Origin of the sequence: Desulfosporosinus metallidurans (genome assembly GCF_001936615.1) — a bacterium.
Classification (GTDB): Bacteria; Bacillota; Desulfitobacteriia; order Desulfitobacteriales; family Desulfitobacteriaceae; genus Desulfosporosinus; species Desulfosporosinus metallidurans.
In genome coordinates, this window is record NZ_MLBF01000002.1 from 195,347 (window position 1) to 213,283 (window position 17,937).

Annotated in this window: 21 protein-coding genes; 4 read left to right on the forward strand and 17 right to left on the reverse strand. The window is 41.8% G+C overall.

The window, feature by feature from the left end; translation table 11 throughout:
* Positions 1–41 precede the first annotated feature (41 nt).
* Positions 42–905, forward strand: a complete 864-nt coding sequence (gene pheA, locus DSOL_RS02295) for a prephenate dehydratase (protein ID WP_075363259.1) — start codon at positions 42–44, stop codon at positions 903–905.
* A 32-nt stretch (positions 906–937) separates the two neighbouring features.
* Here the strand turns inward: pheA and thrC are convergent, their stop codons facing one another.
* Positions 938–2,413 carry a threonine synthase gene (thrC, locus tag DSOL_RS02300; RefSeq protein ID WP_075363260.1) on the reverse strand — a complete coding sequence of 492 codons (1,476 nt, stop codon included), beginning with the start codon at positions 2,411–2,413 and terminating at the stop codon, positions 938–940.
* Between the two features lie 213 nt (positions 2,414–2,626).
* On the opposite strand from thrC, the gene DSOL_RS02305 reads away from it, so the two are divergent.
* Positions 2,627–4,015 (forward strand): uridine kinase family protein, encoded by a 1,389-nt coding sequence (locus DSOL_RS02305; RefSeq protein WP_075363261.1) that lies wholly within the window; start codon positions 2,627–2,629, stop codon positions 4,013–4,015.
* A 61-nt stretch (positions 4,016–4,076) separates the two neighbouring features.
* On the opposite strand, the gene DSOL_RS02310 is transcribed toward DSOL_RS02305, so the two are convergent.
* The 7 genes from DSOL_RS02310 to DSOL_RS02340 form a co-directional block, all read right to left on the reverse strand.
* On the reverse strand, positions 4,077–4,262 hold the full coding sequence (locus DSOL_RS02310) for a 4-oxalocrotonate tautomerase (RefSeq protein WP_075363262.1): 186 nt from the start codon (positions 4,260–4,262) through the stop codon (positions 4,077–4,079).
* Positions 4,243–4,647 carry a methylglyoxal synthase gene (locus DSOL_RS02315; protein ID WP_139314365.1) on the reverse strand — a complete coding sequence of 135 codons (405 nt, stop codon included), beginning with the start codon at positions 4,645–4,647 and terminating at the stop codon, positions 4,243–4,245. Before DSOL_RS02315 ends, DSOL_RS02310 begins: the two co-directional genes overlap by 20 nt.
* Positions 4,648–4,674: 27 nt before the next feature.
* A complete protein-coding gene (locus DSOL_RS02320) occupies positions 4,675–5,043 on the reverse strand; it encodes a GIY-YIG nuclease family protein (protein WP_075363264.1) in 369 nt (122 codons plus the stop codon).
* Between the two features lie 3 nt (positions 5,044–5,046).
* A complete protein-coding gene (locus DSOL_RS02325) occupies positions 5,047–5,865 on the reverse strand; it encodes a menaquinone biosynthetic enzyme MqnA/MqnD family protein (RefSeq protein WP_075363265.1) in 819 nt (272 codons plus the stop codon).
* A gap of 27 nt (positions 5,866–5,892) precedes the next feature.
* Positions 5,893–6,651 (reverse strand): fumarylacetoacetate hydrolase family protein, encoded by a 759-nt coding sequence (locus DSOL_RS02330; protein WP_075363266.1) that lies wholly within the window; start codon positions 6,649–6,651, stop codon positions 5,893–5,895.
* Between the two features lie 223 nt (positions 6,652–6,874).
* Complete coding sequence (nth, locus tag DSOL_RS02335; RefSeq protein ID WP_075363267.1) at positions 6,875–7,522, reverse strand: endonuclease III; 648 nt, start codon at positions 7,520–7,522, stop codon at positions 6,875–6,877.
* A gap of 19 nt (positions 7,523–7,541) precedes the next feature.
* The gene (locus tag DSOL_RS02340) at positions 7,542–8,600 is read right to left on the reverse strand and encodes an HD-GYP domain-containing protein (RefSeq protein WP_075363268.1); all 1,059 of its coding nucleotides are present in this window, start codon (positions 8,598–8,600) and stop codon (positions 7,542–7,544) included.
* Positions 8,601–8,770: 170 nt separating this feature from the next.
* On the opposite strand from DSOL_RS02340, the gene DSOL_RS02345 reads away from it, so the two are divergent.
* Positions 8,771–9,520, forward strand: coding sequence for a TSUP family transporter (locus DSOL_RS02345; protein WP_075363269.1), 750 nt, complete (start codon positions 8,771–8,773; stop codon positions 9,518–9,520).
* Positions 9,521–9,679: 159 nt separating this feature from the next.
* On the opposite strand, the gene DSOL_RS02350 is transcribed toward DSOL_RS02345, so the two are convergent.
* The 3 genes from DSOL_RS02350 to DSOL_RS02360 are packed head-to-tail and all read right to left on the reverse strand — an operon-like array spanning position 9,680 to position 12,106.
* Positions 9,680–10,804 carry a VanW family protein gene (locus DSOL_RS02350; RefSeq protein ID WP_075363270.1) on the reverse strand — a complete coding sequence of 375 codons (1,125 nt, stop codon included), beginning with the start codon at positions 10,802–10,804 and terminating at the stop codon, positions 9,680–9,682.
* Positions 10,805–10,830: 26 nt separating this feature from the next.
* Positions 10,831–11,598, reverse strand: a complete 768-nt coding sequence (locus DSOL_RS02355) for a PRC-barrel domain-containing protein (RefSeq protein ID WP_075363271.1) — start codon at positions 11,596–11,598, stop codon at positions 10,831–10,833.
* A gap of 19 nt (positions 11,599–11,617) precedes the next feature.
* A complete protein-coding gene (locus DSOL_RS02360; RefSeq protein WP_139314360.1) occupies positions 11,618–12,106 on the reverse strand; it encodes a hypothetical protein in 489 nt (162 codons plus the stop codon).
* A gap of 489 nt (positions 12,107–12,595) precedes the next feature.
* Between DSOL_RS02360 and DSOL_RS02365 the strand changes: the two genes are divergently transcribed.
* Positions 12,596–13,645 (forward strand): GGDEF domain-containing protein, encoded by a 1,050-nt coding sequence (locus tag DSOL_RS02365; protein WP_075363273.1) that lies wholly within the window; start codon positions 12,596–12,598, stop codon positions 13,643–13,645.
* Between the two features lie 88 nt (positions 13,646–13,733).
* Here the strand turns inward: DSOL_RS02365 and DSOL_RS27805 are convergent, their stop codons facing one another.
* The 6 genes from DSOL_RS27805 to DSOL_RS02385 all read right to left on the reverse strand — a co-directional run bounded on the left by DSOL_RS27805 (position 13,734) and on the right by DSOL_RS02385 (position 17,848).
* Entirely contained in the window at positions 13,734–13,880 is a 147-nt protein-coding gene (locus DSOL_RS27805; RefSeq protein ID WP_170871420.1) for a hypothetical protein, read from the reverse strand.
* Between the two features lie 158 nt (positions 13,881–14,038).
* Positions 14,039–14,653 (reverse strand): YigZ family protein, encoded by a 615-nt coding sequence (locus tag DSOL_RS02370; RefSeq protein WP_075363274.1) that lies wholly within the window; start codon positions 14,651–14,653, stop codon positions 14,039–14,041.
* Positions 14,654–14,655: 2 nt separating this feature from the next.
* Positions 14,656–15,045: a thioesterase family protein gene (locus tag DSOL_RS02375; RefSeq protein ID WP_075363275.1), complete on the reverse strand. Its 390-nt coding sequence runs from the start codon at positions 15,043–15,045 to the stop codon at positions 14,656–14,658.
* Between the two features lie 113 nt (positions 15,046–15,158).
* A complete protein-coding gene (locus DSOL_RS29425; protein WP_282433519.1) occupies positions 15,159–15,284 on the reverse strand; it encodes a hypothetical protein in 126 nt (41 codons plus the stop codon).
* Between the two features lie 21 nt (positions 15,285–15,305).
* Complete coding sequence (locus DSOL_RS02380; protein ID WP_075363276.1) at positions 15,306–15,734, reverse strand: CBS domain-containing protein; 429 nt, start codon at positions 15,732–15,734, stop codon at positions 15,306–15,308.
* Positions 15,735–15,895: 161 nt separating this feature from the next.
* Positions 15,896–17,848 (reverse strand): APC family permease, encoded by a 1,953-nt coding sequence (locus tag DSOL_RS02385; RefSeq protein ID WP_075363348.1) that lies wholly within the window; start codon positions 17,846–17,848, stop codon positions 15,896–15,898.
* Positions 17,849–17,937 lie beyond the last annotated feature (89 nt).

Below are 17,937 nucleotides of genomic sequence, written 5' to 3' on the forward strand. Positions count from 1 at the left end.
ATGAGTCAGACCTTTTTATTATACAAAGGAGGAAATATTTAATGAAAAAGATGGGCTATTTGGGACCAAAAGGGAGTTTCTCTGAGGAGGCAATTCACATATTTCTAGCCAATCATTCCGAATTGAACTCAACACCACCTGAGCTTATTCCATTCCCAACAATACCACGCTTACTATTTGCCTGTGATGATAAGGAAATAGACTGGGCCTTTGTCCCATTAGAAAATTCTACAGAAGGGCAAGTGGGCGTGACTATGGATACACTCGGCCAAACTGAGCATCTCTTTATCACCCATGAATTTGTTCATCCCATTGACCAATGCCTCTTAGCACACGAGCCTATGCCGCTGGAACAGATCGAACGGGTTTATTCTCACGAACAATCAATAGGGCAGTGCCGGGATTTCCTGGAGAAACACCTTCCCCATGCTCAACAAGTGACTTGTCTGAGCAACTCTGAGGCTGCCCACAGAATATCCTCTATCCGGGAAAATTGGGCAGCTATCGGCCCGCGTAGAGCTGCTCACCTCTATAACCTTCACATTCTACAAGAACGCATCCAAGATGTCACGTTGAATGCCACGCGCTTTATACTCGTCGGTCATGGCCTAGCGGAAATGTCCGATGGGGAAGATAAAACATCTCTTCTCGTCATCGCAGAAAATACGCCAGGGTCTTTATACCGCATTTTGGGGGAATTTGCTAAACGTCATATTAATTTAAGTCGCATCGAATCACGACCCTCAAAACGAAAACTGGGAGAGTACGTTTTCTTTGTGGACGTGGACGGCTATGTTTTTGCTCCCCCCATTCAAGATGTCCTATGGGCATTAAAGGAAGCAAACATTTCCGTAAAACTGTTGGGTTCCTATCCTAAGGCACTTCCCGATGAAACAATATTTTAAAGCGAGAGGATAAATCCTCTCGCTTTTGCGTTTTATAAAAACATTTTTTGCAATAGTCGAGAAATCCCTTCTGGCTCGCACGACTCAACCGTTTTCGCTAGTTTATTTTCTAACCCTTGTAACCCCGATGGAATTTTCCACCCTGTCAATTGACTAAGATGATCCAGTGCTTCCCATTCGTCCTTCCAGTTCTTCTGTTTCTCTCCCTCAAGTCCCTTTAAAACATTCGTCGCAAATTTAAAAGGGCTTGCGGTTGAAGCGATCACAGTAAAGGTTTGATCGTTTGTCGCAGAGAGATAGTCTTGATAGACTTTCATTCCTACTGCTGTATGAGGGTCAAAGACATACTGATAAGTTTGAAAACTTCGGGAAATTGTCTCAAGGGTTTCTTCTTCATCGGCCCAGCCGGCATAGACTGTATCCTGACATTGTTTCAGGGTAACTGGATCTACTGTAAACGTCCCTTGGTTACTCGAATCGTACCAAGCCTGAATCTTCTTTGCATCCCGCCCACTCATTTCATAAAGAAAACGCTCGAAATTACTCGATATCAAAATATCCATTGAAGGCGAGATCGTTTGAAAAAAGTCTCGCTGACTTTGATATGCACCGGTTGCAAAAAAATCTGCCAGGACATTATTTTTATTTGAGGCACTGATAATACAGTCAATCGGGAGCCCCATGCGCTTAGCATAATAAGCCGCCAGTAAATTCCCAAAATTTCCCGTAGGAACCACCACATTCATCTTGCCCCCTGGAGTGACTTTCCCCTGCTCTACCGCCTGCAAGTAGGCCCAGAAATAATAAACGATTTGAGGTAACAGCCGTCCCCAGTTGATAGAATTTGCCGAAGAAAAAATCAACTTCTTCTCCCGTAGCTCAGCCTTCAAAGCATCTGAAGCAAAAATACGTTTTACCGCGGTTTGACACTGATCAAAATTTCCTTTAACCGCTACAACATAGGTATTCACCCCTTCGGTCGTCGTCATCTGACGCTCTTGAACAGGGCTCACGCCCCCTTCGGGGTAAAAGACAACGATATGCATACCTTTTCTGTTTTTAAACCCTTCCAAGGCGGCCTTTCCAGTATCCCCAGATGTTGCCACGAGAATCAATACTTCCGTGTCAACATCAAGCTGTTTGAGACTAACGTTCAATAAATCAGGCAACAGTTGTAACGCCATATCTTTAAACGCAGCCGTGGGTCCATGCCAAAGTTCTAGCACTCCAAAGCTTCCGACGGAAACTAAGGGTGCTGGGTTAGGCCCATCAAACGTCCCGTCTGCATAAACGTCGGCAATTTCAGAAAGGACGGCTTCAGTAAAATCAGGTAGATATGGCATCATAACACGTTTTGCAACGTCACGATAGGTTAACCCCCGAAGGTCTTGCCAATTTAAAATGGGAAAATTCGAAGGAACAAAAAGTCCCCCGCTTGGCACCATTCCTAATGTAATCGCTTGCGCTGCACTTTGGTTCGAAAGGTTACCCCGTGTGCTTTCGTACAATACGTTTTCCTCCTTGACATTAACTTGATTCATTATTTACAATCTATTCGCTGTATATTCGCCATGATAGACAAATTTCCTCCCTATAGAGACAATTCTATGTCTATGATACATAATACACAGTCTAAATTCTATAGACAACGATTGGAGGAAAGTATGAATATGTTGTAGAATATGTAAATTAGCTTAGAAAACTTGAAAGGTGGACCATACATGTCAGATTATACTATACGAAGATATCGCCAAAGTCTGCTTCTTGGACTTATTGGGGTCGTTAAAAAGCTTTTTCCTGACGAACAACTTAAAATTGCCCATTCTATCCTTGATGGTGTTTATTGTGAGCTTCATGACTCGTTACTTTCTGCAAGGGAAGTGAAGAATGTCGAGGACCATTTACAAAACTGGGTTCACGCTGATCAAGCGATCTTCTCTGAACCTAGAAAAGATCATTTATATCATTGCCTTATAGACGATTACGCTATTAACACAATTTACCCTCCACTAGAGCGTTCGGGAACCTTGGAATATTTTAAATTGATCCATTTTCCACCGGGTTTTATCCTACTCTTTCCAAATGCTAACCACTCCGAAATGATTTCCCCTTTTGTTCCTCCCGAAAAACTTTCCGCAACGTTTTCTGAAACTCAACGGTGGTTAGAAAACTTACATCTTTCCCAAGTTCAAGATGTTAATGCAATTATCGCAGCTAGGAGTTCCCAGGATTTGATCTGTTTAGCAGAAGCCTTACATGAAAAGAAAATATCCTCAATTGCGGACCGGATCTTTGAGCAGAGACGCAATGTCCGTGTTATTCTTATATCTGGGCCATCTTCGTCTGGTAAAACGACCTTTGCCCAACGCCTCTCAACCCAATTACGTGTTAATGGTCTTCGTCCTGTTGCCTTATCTCTCGACAACTATTTTCTTTCCCGCGAAGAAACTCCTCTCGATGCCAACGGACAATATGATTTCGACTCCTTGCAAGCCCTTGATTTACCACTACTCGCTGCTCATTTAAACGCATTGATTAAAGGAGAGGACGTTGAAACGCCAATCTTTGATTTTGTATGCGGTGAGCGGTCCCCCGTTGGTAAACACATGCACCTATGTCCAGATGAAATCCTTGTTGTTGAAGGTATTCATGCCCTCAATCCTTGTTTGGTTCCTTCACTTGATCGAAACCAAATGTTTAAGATTTATGTTAGCGCCCTTTTCCAACTCAATATAGATGACTATAATCGGGTCTCGACCACAGATGTTCGGCTCATCCGTCGAATCGTGAGAGATAATCAATTCCGAGGGACCGACCCTGAACGGACATTAGCACAATGGGAGAGTGTTCGGCGAGGGGAAAATAGTAACATCTTTCCCTATCAAGAAGAAGCCGATGTGATGTTCAACTCTAGCCTCTTGTATGAACTTAATGCACTCCGCCCCTATGCCGAGCATTTATTGATTTCCATTACTCCTGAATGTCCCCACTATAAAGTAGCAGTTCATCTCTTAACCCTGCTATCATTTTTTCATCCTATGGACATTTCAACTCTTCCCTTTAACTCAATTTTAAGAGAATTTTTGGGTGGAAGTACCTATGATGTATAAAGCAAAGCGCGAAGAGGAGTTACTCTTCGCACTTTTTTTTATAGCCATTTCAAGCACACAACTATTTGTCACATTCAAGTTTTCCGGCTTTACCCAAATTTTCCTTCGGCATGTCACGAATGATAACGGTTACATTTTCTGCGGGCGAACCGACAGATTCTACGATAGCTTGCGTAACTTTCTCCACGAGGTCCCTTTTCTGTTCAATGGTACGACCTTCCAATAACTCAACTTGTACGATTGGCATTGTTTTCCCCCCTCTCCAAACATAGTTTGATATAAGCGATTAGGATTTCCGCGCTTTGCCGATTTGTTGCTAACGGAATATTGTGGACATCACAGACACGCAATAAGGCGGCGATATCTGGTTCATGGGCCTGGGCGGTTAGGGGATCACGCAGGAAAATAATCATATCTAACTGTTGTGTAGCGACCAAGCTTCCAATCTGTTGATCTCCCCCTATCGGGCCCGACAAAAGCGCAGTCACTGGCAATCCGGTATGTTGACTAATTAACTTGCCTGTTGTTCCTGTGGCAGTTAATTGGCATTGGGACAATAAATATTTATGGGTTTGGGTGAATTCAATCATTTCAGCCTTTTTCTCATCATGGGCAACCAACGCAATTTTCAGCATATACGATCCTTCCTAATTGATCCTTTATGCCTCAAAGGATCCAATATTTGAATTATTTTTCCCCTTTAATAATTCTTGAGAAACCTCCGAGATCAGAAAGGCTAACTTGCGCCGCTCTGCGAGGCGATAAATATGTCCCGCTTGCTCGATTAATTGATCCTTTTCCCTTCGTGAGCATCTTTTTATAGCATGTTCTAAACGAAGGGCATCGCTCCAAGAAACGACTTCCCATGCTTGTTCCAAAGTCACGGGAAGATGTGAGGCTGTATATTTTGCCCCACGGCCCCCTGAAAACCCACTGTTATGTTCTCGCACTCTCCGTATGAGATCCGTCGTTGCACCCGTATAGATTGTATTATTACCACAACGTGCAACGTACACCCAATATCCCATACTTCACTCCTTAGGCCAATACTCGAGAATAGGGCGATTTGACAACAGCTTCTGCTCAAAACACAAATCTAAATATTTCTTTAAGCCCGATCTCAGGGTGGAATCTAAATCATACTTAAACTGATTAAAATAATCCCTCCAGAAATCCAGCGATCCCCCAAGCATAGTTTGACACGTTTGGAGAAGTTCATCCATGTTGGCTAGAGCTTTAGATTTAGCTTCAAGAAGCAAACGATAGACAATTTTTAGTTCTTCCTCACGCTCAGTAATGAGCTGTTTGGGAAAAGCCCAAACAGCATAAGTCATGGAGCAGCCCGTGTGCTGAAACCATTCTTCGCCCAGATCATAGATGTAGCAATCAGGATGTTGAAGAGCTGCTTGTATGGCAGCATCTGCGATCAGGAGAGCTGCGTCTGCCTTGGTAAACATCCTCTGAAGGTCAGACGGCATGGTCAGATAACGGGGAGCTACTCCGTAGTAATGATGAAGCAAAATCTTTGTCAGATTTACAGAAGTCGCAGAAGTGTCCGTCAAAGCAACTGTCAATCCATTTAAGTCCGTCAGAGGAACCTTCGAAAATAACAGAATCGACCCTACTCGTCCTCTTGTCGAGACAGAAAGGTTTGGTAAGATCGCATAATCTCTCCAATGCTCACCATACGAAAATGCACTGATTGGAGCCATGTCTATCCGTCCGTCCGCTAACATAGCATTATGCCCTGTGGGTTCAGCGGTGACGGACTCCAGTAAAGGATGCTCTCTTGGCAAAAAATAGAACATCGGTAACATATTTGTATTCGGGTTATGTCCAATGCGAATCATGCGTGTACCCCCAAGTATACCGTCCTTTTATTTTAAGGTATTGCGTAATTCTCCAATCGATTGAATCCTAACGATAACCTCATCCCCTAGTTGCATCGGGCCAACCCCTTCTGGCGTGCCCGTCAAAACGACATCCCCAGGATAGAGCGTCATGACTTGAGAGATGAAACTCACTAGTTTGGGAATTGAACTCATAAAATAGCGTGTATTGGAAGACTGTTTAACCTCGCCATTCAGTAATAGTTGAACATCTAACTGGCTCGGATCGATATCGGTTACGATCCATGGGCCAATAGGGCAAAACGTGTCAAATGATTTTCCACGAGTCCATTGACCATCTTTCTTTTGCAAATCTCTCGCCGTTACGTCATTAGCACAAGTATACCCAAAGATTCCCTTTATCGCTTCTTCATCAGATGCATCTTTAATTGTTTTTCCGATAATTACAGCAAGTTCAGCCTCATAATCTACACGCTGACTAATTTTCGGGTAAATAATCTGCGCATCCGGACCTATAACAGAGGTTGTTGGCTTCATGAAAATAACAGGGTCTTCCGGTAACTCATGTTTCATTTCTTGAATGTGCAAGGCATAATTAAGTCCGACGCAAACTACTTTGCTCGGCACTACAGGGGCAAGTAAGATGAGCTCATCCAAGGGCATACAGGTATCAGTTGGTTTGCAGTTCGAATCAAGGAATGTCTTGTCAAGACGATGCACCTTCTCACCTTCGATAAACCCATACCCGATCTCGCCTTCACGGTCGGTAAAACGAACGTATTTCATCAGAAATCAATCCTTTCTATTGTCTGATAGTATCGCCTATTCTATTCTCGCCTACTAAATTCCTTCTCTCGATGGGTAAAAGCTCTTTTAAAATAGATGCTGGCCAAAAGATAAAGTTTTGCATTAGGCGAGCATTTGTTAAAAAACTTACGATACAACAAATCTTCGCATATCGAAATATATCTTAACACGAAAAAGGGGTAAAAAGAAGTCCGTAGGCGAATTAATTACACGTTTGTACTTCGGTGCATATACCTACGAGAGGACATTCCTTACAATTTGGTTTCCGAGCATGGCAAATTCGTCTACCATGAAAGATCAGAAGATGGTGGACTAACGTCCATCGTTCTCGCGGGAAGATCAGCATCAGTTCTTCCTCAACTTTTTCCGGTGTTTTGCAATGAGCCAAACCTAAACGATGAGCGACACGAAAAACATGCGTATCCACCGCTAACGCTGGAATACCAAAAGCATTACTGACGACAACATTGGCAGTTTTTCGCCCTACACCGGGAAGTTTTCTTAATAGATCAACATCTTCGGGTACTTGTCCTGCGAAGTCTTTAATGAGCACCTGGCAAGCCGCGAAGATATTTTTTGCCTTATTGTGGAACAGGCCAAGGGAGCGAATCTGGTTTTCAAGTTCTATTTGCCCTAAAGCAATAATTCCTTCTGGGGTATTTGTTTCAGCAAACAAGGAAGCCGTAACAATATTTACCCTCTCATCCGTGCATTGGGCAGATAATATTGTAGCAATCAAAAGTTCAAACGGGGTGTGAAACTCTAGCTCACAGCGAGCATCTGGAAATGTTTCCAGTAAAGTAGAGAATATCAAGGGTGCATTTGATTCTTGGTTATTGATCTTGGTCATGTTAAATCCTCCGCTGTGGTCAGGCTATAACTTCCTCGATAAAAATAGTTCGTTTTTCCACCATGTCATATTCTTTTACAACATTTGACCCAAATTCTGATTCATCAAATACCCGAACGATTGGCCGAACTGGCATGCTTGGATTTTGATCGACGACCACCCCAATTTCGCCGGTATTTAGGCGCACTGTCACTCCTGTCGGATAGGCCGCAATATTTTTAAGGAATAGACGCACCATTTCTAACGGATAGAGTGTCCCAGCTAGACCCATCAGAATTTCGCATGCTTCATGCGGCATGATTCGCTTGACATCACTATGGTCTGTTGTAAATTTATCATAAAGATCTGCAATGGCTACAATCTGTGCGAAGGGGTGGATTTCCCCTTCTTTGAGGTGCCGAGGATACCCAGTTCCATTCATATGCTCATGGTGCTGAAAAGCAATGTGAGCAATAACCAAACTATACTCTTTTCGTTTTCGAAGATCCTCAAAACCAAGTGTCGTGTGCGTTTTGAGTAGTTCAACTTCTTCTGGGGTTAAATTAGCCGTTTCCCTGGACAGTTTGGAATCCATTTGCATCTTACCAATATCGTGGAGCATCGCGCCTATAGCCAAAGTCTCCAGCTTTTCATGATCAAAGAACATGGCCTTTCCCAAAACTGTTGAAAGAACACAGACGTTGACAGAATGAGCAAACATCTGGTTATCCAGACTACGCATTTCCATCATGCTCATGAGGATATCCTTCTTGAACATTATCTCCTCAACAATTTTATTGATAATCCTTTTTAATTCAAAACCATCAAGATTTTTACCTAACCTTACAGATCGCATACTTTTCTCCAGAATACCCATGGCTTCCCGACGATGTTCTTCACTGATCACATCTTCAACAATAACATCATTAAAACGTTCATCTTCAATATAGAGAATGGAAATTCCCATGTCTTTTAATTTCGCAATGTACAACGGGGTGAGTTTAACCCCTTTGCCCAATAAAACTCTGCCTGAACTGGAAAAGATAGTTTTACCTAGAATATCCCCAATCGTTAACGAATTAACACTTACTTGCCGCACTTAGAGGTTTGCTCCTTCCTATTGAAGCATCTTATTATTCGTCTCCTATGTTTGCTATCCTATACTATTTTCGGCCTTTTTCACAGTCTCCGAACCAAAAGTAATGACGAATACTCTGTTAGGGGGTATACTTTAAAAAGCAAATTGTCATAAGTGAGGTATTAAACAACATGCTCAATCTTTTCATAATCTGTGTTCTAGGTTTTTTGGCTGCGGCGGTCGACGCGATTGCAGGAGGAGGTGGACTCATTAGTCTTCCTGCATTACTGATGGTAGGTGTGCCCCCGCATCTTGCTTTGGGAACCAACAAATTTGCCGCATCCTTGGCCTCCCTCAATAGCTCCATCACATTCGCTCGCTCCGGGAAGGTACATTTTACATTGGTAAAGTGGCAAATACCCTTTACGTTTATCGGCGCAGCACTTGGTGTTTGGGCCGTCCTCAGTGTAAGCTCGGTATTTTTAAACAAAGCGGTTCTGATTTTGATTTTATTAGTTGGAATTTATACTATGGCCCATAAAAGCTTAGGGCTGGAGGATAAATTTCAAGGACTAAATTCTTATAATGTTGTTATCGGTTGTCTTTTTGCCCTAAGTCTAGGATTTTATGACGGATTCTTTGGCCCGGGGACGGGCTCTTTCCTCATCTTCGCTTTTATTACCGTTTTCGGATTTGACTTTGTCGCTGCGTCTGCCAACTCTAAAGTACTGAATTTTACAAGTAATTTTGCCTCACTGCTGCTCTTTGCCTGGAATGGGAAAATCCTCTTCTCCTATGGCATCCCGATGGCCATATTTATGATTTTAGGCTCCTTCGTTGGCACAAGGCTTGCAATTCAACGGGGAGCAAAACTCGTCAAGCCCATCTTTATCACGATGTCCTTACTAGTGGCAGCAAAACTCATTTATCAGTATATATAATATTATAATCGAATTGGTACATCTGCAGTTAATCTTCGGCAAAAAAATTGACTCTCTAACAGGAAACAAAGTAAAACTAAGCTTCCTATTAGAGAGTCTCTTTAAGGCCCCATGCTAAGTTTACCGCTTCATTCTTTAAGGCCACATAGGGACGGAACACTACTTAGGGTCTACATTCCAATCTTCTGGATGTCTCGGGTAACCATCTGGAGTCTGAAGAACTGGATGCTTTTCGTCTGCTGCTCCAAATAGTCGAATCCTGAGCCAGTTTGACCCCGTACGTGCACTGATTAATAGGTATCCTTGCGTGTCATTTCGAAAGCGAAAATCAAGCACACCGTAGGACACGGTCGCATCTTGACCCTTTAATACGTACGAGACTGGTAAAGAATGAGTATGTTTCTCTTCGATGGTTAAGTTCGCCTGACGAACGACTTGATAGAGAGTACTCGAGTCTTGGCAGACCCCACCTCCATCCCCTTTGACCACTGCCTGATCAACAAAAACGAATGCTGGTAAATACCCTGCAGCCTCAGTACGTTCTCCTACCACATCGTTGAACGAAAATACTTGACCCGGCGGAATCAAACGATTATTTAAGGAAATTGCAGCTAAACGCACGTTTTTGGTACGTGGTACATCTTGGGCATTAAAATACGTCGTATAATCGCCTAAAATACTCTGGATTTTCATGATATCAGCAACACCTGGTTGGGCAGGCACCTCTGCTACAACTGCTTCAACCTGTCTCGATTTATGTTCTTGCGAAAGTTTCAGCCAGGTCTCGTCGATATCTAATCTTTCCCCTGATTGGCCATAGGTCCTTTCCAATCGGCCCTCTGAATAAGCAATCGTTGACAAACTCTTCGGTTGATCAATATGACGACTTAATTCTTGTAACTGTGTAATAATTTCTTCTTTATTTAGCCCAATGCTATTTGACGAAGTGGCTACAACAGGACGTGCTAGATTACGAATTGCATCGGAAAACCACGAACCTGACGATATAGGAAATACTTGATCTAGCCACGTATCAATCTCAGCATTTGAACGATTCGTCTTTAAGGGGTAAACATGATCTTTATATGAAACGGCATTCGGAATCATATTCTTTAATTGAGTGGTAACCTGAATTTTACTCAATCCTGAAAAATCTTGGCCCCAGACAATCAAACCTGTCGGAGCTCGGTCACGCTCGGTTCCATAGGCAACAACCGTCCCTAACCCCAGAGTAACTCCTAGTTGTAATATTAGGATCAAGATGAGGAACCATGTTTTCTTCATAACCTTTTAGTCTCAATATTCTTTCTTTAATTTTTCTGCAAATGCGAAGTGACTTCCATCAATGTATTTCTACTTGTAATGAGTGTGACATGGGCAGGGGTAATGATATCCCCAGCTCTTAAAACTTCCCCATTGTCAAGAACAATATCTTTCTCCGCCTTTTTTCCTATGAAATATTGTAATTGACGTTGCTCAAAAAGATTGAAACCTGATTCTGGTTCTGGTTCTGGTTCTTCGGTAGGATCAACGTCTACGGTAACACTCGTGGGTGTATCTATGGCCTCAATAGGATCTTCTTCGTCGCCTTGCATATCCCGAAGATTTGAGGTCGTCGTTTCACTTTCTACAATTAGCAACTCTCTACCCAACGTAATGACTTGATCTGCTCCAATTTCATGCATCTGCCCATCGGACTCAAAAAGACAGGCAGCAATATGACCTGTTTCTTCGTCAATAAGGATTTCTTTCACTTCACCTATAAGTTGGCCTTTTCTCGTCAGAACCTTTGTTCCTATAACACGAGTATCTTGCCTTAATAGATTCTGGGCTTCTTTAGCTTGGGCGACATCCTGAATCACTCCAAGATGCGGAATTGTAATTGCGAACTCACCCATACCTAATATATCTGTGAAGGCAATAACTTTCGCTCCAAAATAATCTGTGGGTTGATCCACGATTATAAAATCTAAAGTCTTTCCTTGTGGGTTTATTACAATGTCCTTAACTGCTCCCACTTGAGTTCCGTCTGAGATACTGATAATTCGCAATCCGACAATATCCTTTGTTGGCTTCATAAGTGAATTTGCCCCCTCATTATTTTAGACTATGGAGATTTTCTTTGGTCATCCAGGCATCGAATTGATGACGAAGATCAGAATTGAACTGAGGTAAATACTTTTGAATATATACCTGCAACTGAGTTTGCGCATAATCGCGCTCCCCTAGATTGTTCCAAAGCCAATAACAATCAATAATTAAATATAAGGCCAAATCAGGTATTGGGTCAAGTGATAATGCCTTAGAAAATAAGTTCACTGCTTGGTCAAGGTTGTCAGAGTATTTTGCATTAAATCCCTGTTCAATTAATTGCTCGATGAGTGTCTCTTCGTCAGGTTCTTCACTTCGTTCTTTAATGACGGTCTCTGTGCTTGTTTCTTCTCTTGGTTCCTCAATGACGGTCTCTGTGCTTGTTTCTTCTCTTGGTTCCTCAATTTGAACTTGCATAATGATCTCTTCTTTGCTGAAATTCTCAGTACAAATAGATATTTGGGATGTACTTGCTTCGTCCTTAGTCTCAGCCATAGCCGCAATCTTAGTCTTTTGTACTTTTGACCAGAACAAACCCGAAAAAACTAGAAAAATTATGGACAATGACCACCAAATTATCCAGCCCGATCTAAGAATCCTGGGGAAGAGCATGACCTCACCACATAAAAAGAGGGTAATTAAGAATGCGCTCCTTCGAGTTAATCCGAAGTCTTGTGCACGCCAAGTCAAGATTGTTACAAATGGGATACTTCCCAAAATCACGGTAATTTCATATGCCAGAATACGGGCCCCCCTTCATCTGTACAATCATTACTTTGAATTCGACAGAAGTCTTCCTTTTCCTTCTTGAGTATTTATTTATCAGCCAATATCATTAAATTAGCTTTTTATGTATAAAGTAATAATTAGCAAAGGATTATATAAATTGAAAGAGAATACTATTATAGAAGTTTGTGCTGACATTACCTCGGAACCGAAAATCGTTAGATTCCGAATTTGTTCATCGATTTAGGAGGCAAAATCATGTCACGAAATCAACAAAAGGATCCTGAAGATCTCTCACAGTTAAGGCAAAGAATTGAGATCTTAGAGAGCCAACTGGAAGAGATTCGCTTACAAACGCATGTCCTTTTGGACATTGCGCGTGCGCTCAACGCATCTCTCGATACGAGAGTTATCGCTACCAATATTATCAGCGCTATTGTTTCTCTTATTGGTATTAATCAAGCAAGCGTCTGCCTTTATAAAGAAAAAACCCAAGACTTTGAGGTTATTGGTGTTTTTGATTCGGGAACACTCTCCCCTCAAATGCCTCCTCATCTCGATTTGTCTTTTCTCTCCCAGGTATTGAGTCAAGGGGTTACCTATTATCGTGCGCCTCAGGGTATTCAGGATTGGCAATGGATCTGTTGCCTGCCACTTCAGAATGCGCAGCACAAAATCGGAACCATCAATATTCATGCCCTTCGCCAACCGGAAATCACATCCGAACAAATGGAGTTTTTAGAGACCGTTGCAGGGCATGCCTCTTCCGCTTTAGAAAATGCTCTTCTCTATACTATTGTTGAGCGAGAATCGATCACTGACGGACTGACTGGAGTGTATAACCATCGTTACTTCCAAAAACGTTTGCGCGAACACATCTCACTTTGTCAACGCCGTAAGCGGTCGGTCACTTTTGGCTTACTTATCCTCGATGTCGATAATTTCAAAATGTTTAATGATCACTACGGTCATCAATTTGGAGATACCGTACTCCAAACGATCGTGAGAGAACTTTATCACAATTTAAGAGAAGGAGACCTAATTGCTCGTTATGGTGGAGAAGAATTTGTGATTCTTGTTCCTGAAGCCACGGAAAAGATCATCCTGCTCATCAGTGAAAAAATACGATATGTCGTCGAAAACACCCGGATACACTACCCTCAAACTAATGAAGACGTTTCCGTAACTGTAAGTATCGGTGCGACTCTTTGGCACCCCCAAGATTCCCCCACATCGTTGATTTCTAGGGCAGACCAAGCGCTTTACAAAGCCAAAAGAACGGGGCGCAATCAAAGTGTCATTAAATGAGAACTAATCCCCTTACATAAAAAAACACCACTCTATCATTGCATAAGTGGTGTTTTTCTACGCACAATAATGTATGGGGTATAGATTGTTATACTTCAATACTCCTAGCCAAAGATCCTCGTTTTTCTGGAATTTGACGTACCAATTTAACCAGTTGATAACAAGAAGTTGTAATGACCACAGCACATGAAACAAGAAATACACCTATCATCAGAACTAATATCCAAGCTAGCATGAACAACTCCTCCTTTACTCATATTGTTTAGTAATAGTGTATTATGTAATTTATTATATCAGATAAAAAAGTAAAACGAAAGTGATTGTATTCACTTTCTCAAAGTCTAACTCTTTATAATTATTAATATTTTCAGAACAACTGTGTTTACTTTGTACTTATCCCAAAACAATCTCCAAGTCTTCATACTTCACTTGTTTTCTAGTAAAATCGTCGATCCACGTTTCAAATAACTCTGCTTCTTGTTTAGGAACATGAACAAAAAGTTGGACAATTTCACGGAAATCTTCGTTTTGGATACCCCAGTTACGTTGATCGAACTGATACTTTAGGAACTCATACCATTCATAAGGAACGTTCAAAGAATATACCTGATAAAGGGTTAATCTTTTTAATTCAGTCTCCAAAATAACTTGTCGAGCGGTTCCTCCATAAGCCCTAACAAGTCCCCCCGTTCCGAGAAGTATTCCGCCAAAATACCTCACAACAACTAATAAAACATTCCAGACATTCCTGTGTTGCAAGAGATCGAGCACAGGGCGTCCACCTGTTCCTTGCGGCTCGCCATCATCGGAAGACTTCTCTATAAAACCATCACGCAATCGATAGGCATAGACGTAATGACGTGCATTTGGATAATCTTCACGAATCTTACCCATAGCCAACTCTATTTCTTCTAGGGTTGTTAAAGGTACAGCAATCCCAATAAAGCGAGATTTATCAATTATTTGTTCTGCAGTAGTTTCGTGAGCTATCGTATAAAAGTCTTCCACGTTTACATCCCCTGTTTCCGTTTCTGAGCCTTAGCAAAAAAAGGTTCGACATCAACAATAAATCGTTCATGTTTTCCCGATCCGACTCTTCCCGCTTCGTCACATACTTCTACTGAGAAAACTAAACGTCGTCGGTCTATTTCAATGAGTTCTGCTGTTGCTGAGACTTTAGCACCTAAGGGAGTCGCTGCACTATGCTCAATATTTAGTGAAACACCAACACTTGATTGCCCAACTGGTAAATTTAGAGCATTTACAGCCGCTTGCTCCATAAGTGCCACCATCGCAGGAGTCGCGAAGACCTCTAAGAGTCCACTGCCCATAGCCTTAGCAGTATTTTGTGAATTAACTATCGTTCCAGCCCGCCCTTGTGTTCCTATTACTAAATTCAAAAATGATCACATCCCTTATTTTGTTGTTAGTTGATATTTATTCTATCACAAAATAGATAATAGCGTTGCGAAATCACAACGCTATTATCTATTCAATATTTTCCCATAAGTTATTACATCCTCGCAATCCAATACCCGATATAACCGACAACAACGATCCCTACAACATGAAGCACCCACCAACCTGTTCGAAACATTCCCCAAGTTCCTAAATCGATCTTGTCACGCAAGTCAGCCATTTATACTCACTCCTTCGCTCTTCAATTTAGGTGGTGTGCTCCCTGTGAAATATCACTGAGAGCATCACCCGCTTCGTTGATATGAATCTTTTCAATGGCCAGGTCACCAAGTGCTAATATTCCGACAAGTTTACCCTGTTCCAAGACCGGTAACCTTCTAATTTGATACTTGGACATTAAATCGGCCGCTTCATGAACATCTTGGTCAGCGGTCGCAGTGATAACATTTGTATTCATGATACCCTTGGCTGAAATGCTATTTACATTTCCACCCACTGCAACAACTTTTAAAACAATATCTCGATCCGTAATGATTCCCATTAATTTATCCCCTTCACATACCGGAACAGAACCGACATCATTTTTTTTCATCAGCTGCGCTATATCAACAACTGAGGTACCCGGGGTAACCCGATCAACCGAACTTGTCATAACATCGCGAATTTTCATACTATTTTTTCCCCCTGTCTTTATTTAGAACTAAACTTTATTTGACAGAGATAGTTTGAGCATTTTTGCAAAAATAATACAGGATCATTTTTAAGATTTCATTAATGCTTATGGCATAAAAAAACCGGTTTTAAAAACCGATTTTTCAACTGGATTAATGGTTAGTGTTTTGAATTAACTTTCAAATCATCCGGATGTGCTTCTTTTAGTATAGGATGATAAGGAACGCTCGTGACAAGAATGCTTTTACGGAAAAGTAACATTAGCTTCATCAATTGACCCGTCTGATTATGGAGGATGTTGTGCCACAATTTTTCAGGGACATATTCTGGAATCGCCACGGTGATTGTGTCAAAATTTCCCTTCTTCTCCACTTTATCAATATAATTTAAGAAATCGTGGACGGTGGCACGATAAGGGGAGTCGACAATTTCCAGAGGAATTTCAATGTGGTGTTCTGCCCAATGTTTTAGCAGCTTTGCTGTGCGATTTGGGTCTGAGGCAACATGAACAGCGGTGACTTGAGGGGTCAAGGCATACGCATATTTTAAGGTTTTTATAACAATTAAGTTCAAGTCGTAAACTGGAACAATTATTTTATTCTTATAGTCTGACAGTTCTATGTTTGCCCTTCGTCGTTTTAATTTCATCACATACCTGTGAAAGGCTTCTGATGCTTCCCGTGTGACCTCGACATCCTGAATCTCACCCTGATAAACATATCGAATGCCCCGGAACATCAAAACGAGAAGTGGCATGATAACAAGAACAATCCAAGCCCCTTGCATAAACTTAGTTGTAATAAAAACGAGGAAAACGAGGAATGAAACAACTCCTCCAAAGCTAAATATGGCAAAATCCGACTTCCATTTCTCCCCTCTCGTTTTCCAAATATGTTTGGCAAGGCCCAAACCTGTGAGAGCAAAAGACAGTAACACGCCAATCGCATAGAGTGGAAGCATCGTATGGGTATCCCCATGGAACACAATAATTAGCAAGCTTGAAACGAAGAACAACGTCCAAATCCCTACACTATAAACCAACCGGTCCCCTAAGTTCTTGAAATACCTCGGAGTATATCCATCTCGAGCCATTAGACTTAACAATATCGGCAACCCGGCAAAAGGTGTACTTGAGGCAATAACCAAAATAGCAGCAGCTGTTCCCATCAAAACAAAATAGGGAATGGTTTTACCAAAGATAATTAAACCTAACTGATTAAGGACTGTATTCCCTCCTGCCGGGACCAAATGGTAGGCACCCGCTAAATAGGTTAAGCCTATTAAGCCAAGAGAAACAACAATGGCCAAAACCATTAAGGTATGAATGGCTCGTTTCTGGGCAGGATTTTTGAACGCCGTAACCCCATTGCTCACTGCTTCAAAACCAGTAAGAGCCGTCGTTCCGCCTGCAAACGCTCGTGCTAAGATAAACCAGGTCATCCCACTTACTGAAGTAGAAGCAATATGCCCTGTTGCTACAGCCATTGGTGTCACTCCGTGAACCAAAATCTCTACCAAACCAGTTCCGATTAATAAGGCTAAAGTCGCAATATAAAGATATACCGGAAACGCAAATAATTTGGCTGACTCTTTCAAACCACGTAAATTTATCCACGCCATAAACAAAATCACCAAACAGTCTGCTAATACTTTGTGTTGAGGTGGGGCCAACCATGGGATAATCCCAGTTAAGTTTTCAATCGCAGAACTAACGCTTACTGCAACTGTCAAAACATAGTCAAGAGTCAAACTCGCCCCAGCAATAAGACCAAAATTTTCGCCAAGATATGCCTTAGCGATGGTGTACGAACCACCACCTTCAGGATATTTTTGTATTGCTTTACGATAAACAAGAAAAATGCTGATCACGAGAAGGACGATGGCAACTGAAATCTTTAAAATATACGCGTAACCCAATGATCCAGCCAGAAGAAGGGCGTACAAAATTTCGTCCGGTGCATAGCCCTCAGAAGAAATGATGTCAGAACCAAAAACTGGAACTCCTCCTGCGACACCAACTTTTGCATCTTCTGCATTTTGCGTTGCTAGTGGATGACCAAAAATAGAGGTGCGAATTCGTAGCCACAATAACTTATTATTATTAGCCATCATCATAGATCCTTCTTTCTCCTAAGCAAGCTTCAATGCTAATGTTTACTCTCATTGCGACAAGAGCATAGTGAATTTTACTCCTCTTTTCT

What these genes read in the sequence shown, in the direction of transcription:
- DSOL_RS02385 (WP_075363348.1), bottom strand. Translation starts at nt 17,848, where the DNA reads ATGATGGCTAATAATAATAAGTTATTGTGGCTACGAATTCGCACCTCT.
- DSOL_RS02305 (WP_075363261.1), top strand. Translation starts at nt 2,627, where the DNA reads ATGTCAGATTATACTATACGAAGATATCGCCAAAGTCTGCTTCTTGGA.
- DSOL_RS02330 (WP_075363266.1), bottom strand. Translation starts at nt 6,651, where the DNA reads ATGAAATACGTTCGTTTTACCGACCGTGAAGGCGAGATCGGGTATGGG.
- DSOL_RS02350 (WP_075363270.1), bottom strand. Translation starts at nt 10,804, where the DNA reads ATGAAGAAAACATGGTTCCTCATCTTGATCCTAATATTACAACTAGGA.
- DSOL_RS02355 (WP_075363271.1), bottom strand. Translation starts at nt 11,598, where the DNA reads ATGAAGCCAACAAAGGATATTGTCGGATTGCGAATTATCAGTATCTCA.
- DSOL_RS27805 (WP_170871420.1), bottom strand. Translation starts at nt 13,880, where the DNA reads ATGCTAGCTTGGATATTAGTTCTGATGATAGGTGTATTTCTTGTTTCA.
- DSOL_RS02380 (WP_075363276.1), bottom strand. Translation starts at nt 15,734, where the DNA reads ATGAAAATTCGCGATGTTATGACAAGTTCGGTTGATCGGGTTACCCCG.
- DSOL_RS02325 (WP_075363265.1), bottom strand. Translation starts at nt 5,865, where the DNA reads ATGATTCGCATTGGACATAACCCGAATACAAATATGTTACCGATGTTC.
- pheA (WP_075363259.1), top strand. Translation starts at nt 42, where the DNA reads ATGAAAAAGATGGGCTATTTGGGACCAAAAGGGAGTTTCTCTGAGGAG.
- DSOL_RS02310 (WP_075363262.1), bottom strand. Translation starts at nt 4,262, where the DNA reads ATGCCAATCGTACAAGTTGAGTTATTGGAAGGTCGTACCATTGAACAG.
- DSOL_RS02345 (WP_075363269.1), top strand. Translation starts at nt 8,771, where the DNA reads ATGCTCAATCTTTTCATAATCTGTGTTCTAGGTTTTTTGGCTGCGGCG.
- DSOL_RS02365 (WP_075363273.1), top strand. Translation starts at nt 12,596, where the DNA reads ATGTCACGAAATCAACAAAAGGATCCTGAAGATCTCTCACAGTTAAGG.
- nth (WP_075363267.1), bottom strand. Translation starts at nt 7,522, where the DNA reads ATGACCAAGATCAATAACCAAGAATCAAATGCACCCTTGATATTCTCT.
- DSOL_RS02320 (WP_075363264.1), bottom strand. Translation starts at nt 5,043, where the DNA reads ATGGGATATTGGGTGTACGTTGCACGTTGTGGTAATAATACAATCTAT.
- DSOL_RS02360 (WP_139314360.1), bottom strand. Translation starts at nt 12,106, where the DNA reads ATGGCTGAGACTAAGGACGAAGCAAGTACATCCCAAATATCTATTTGT.
- DSOL_RS29425 (WP_282433519.1), bottom strand. Translation starts at nt 15,284, where the DNA reads ATGGCTGACTTGCGTGACAAGATCGATTTAGGAACTTGGGGAATGTTT.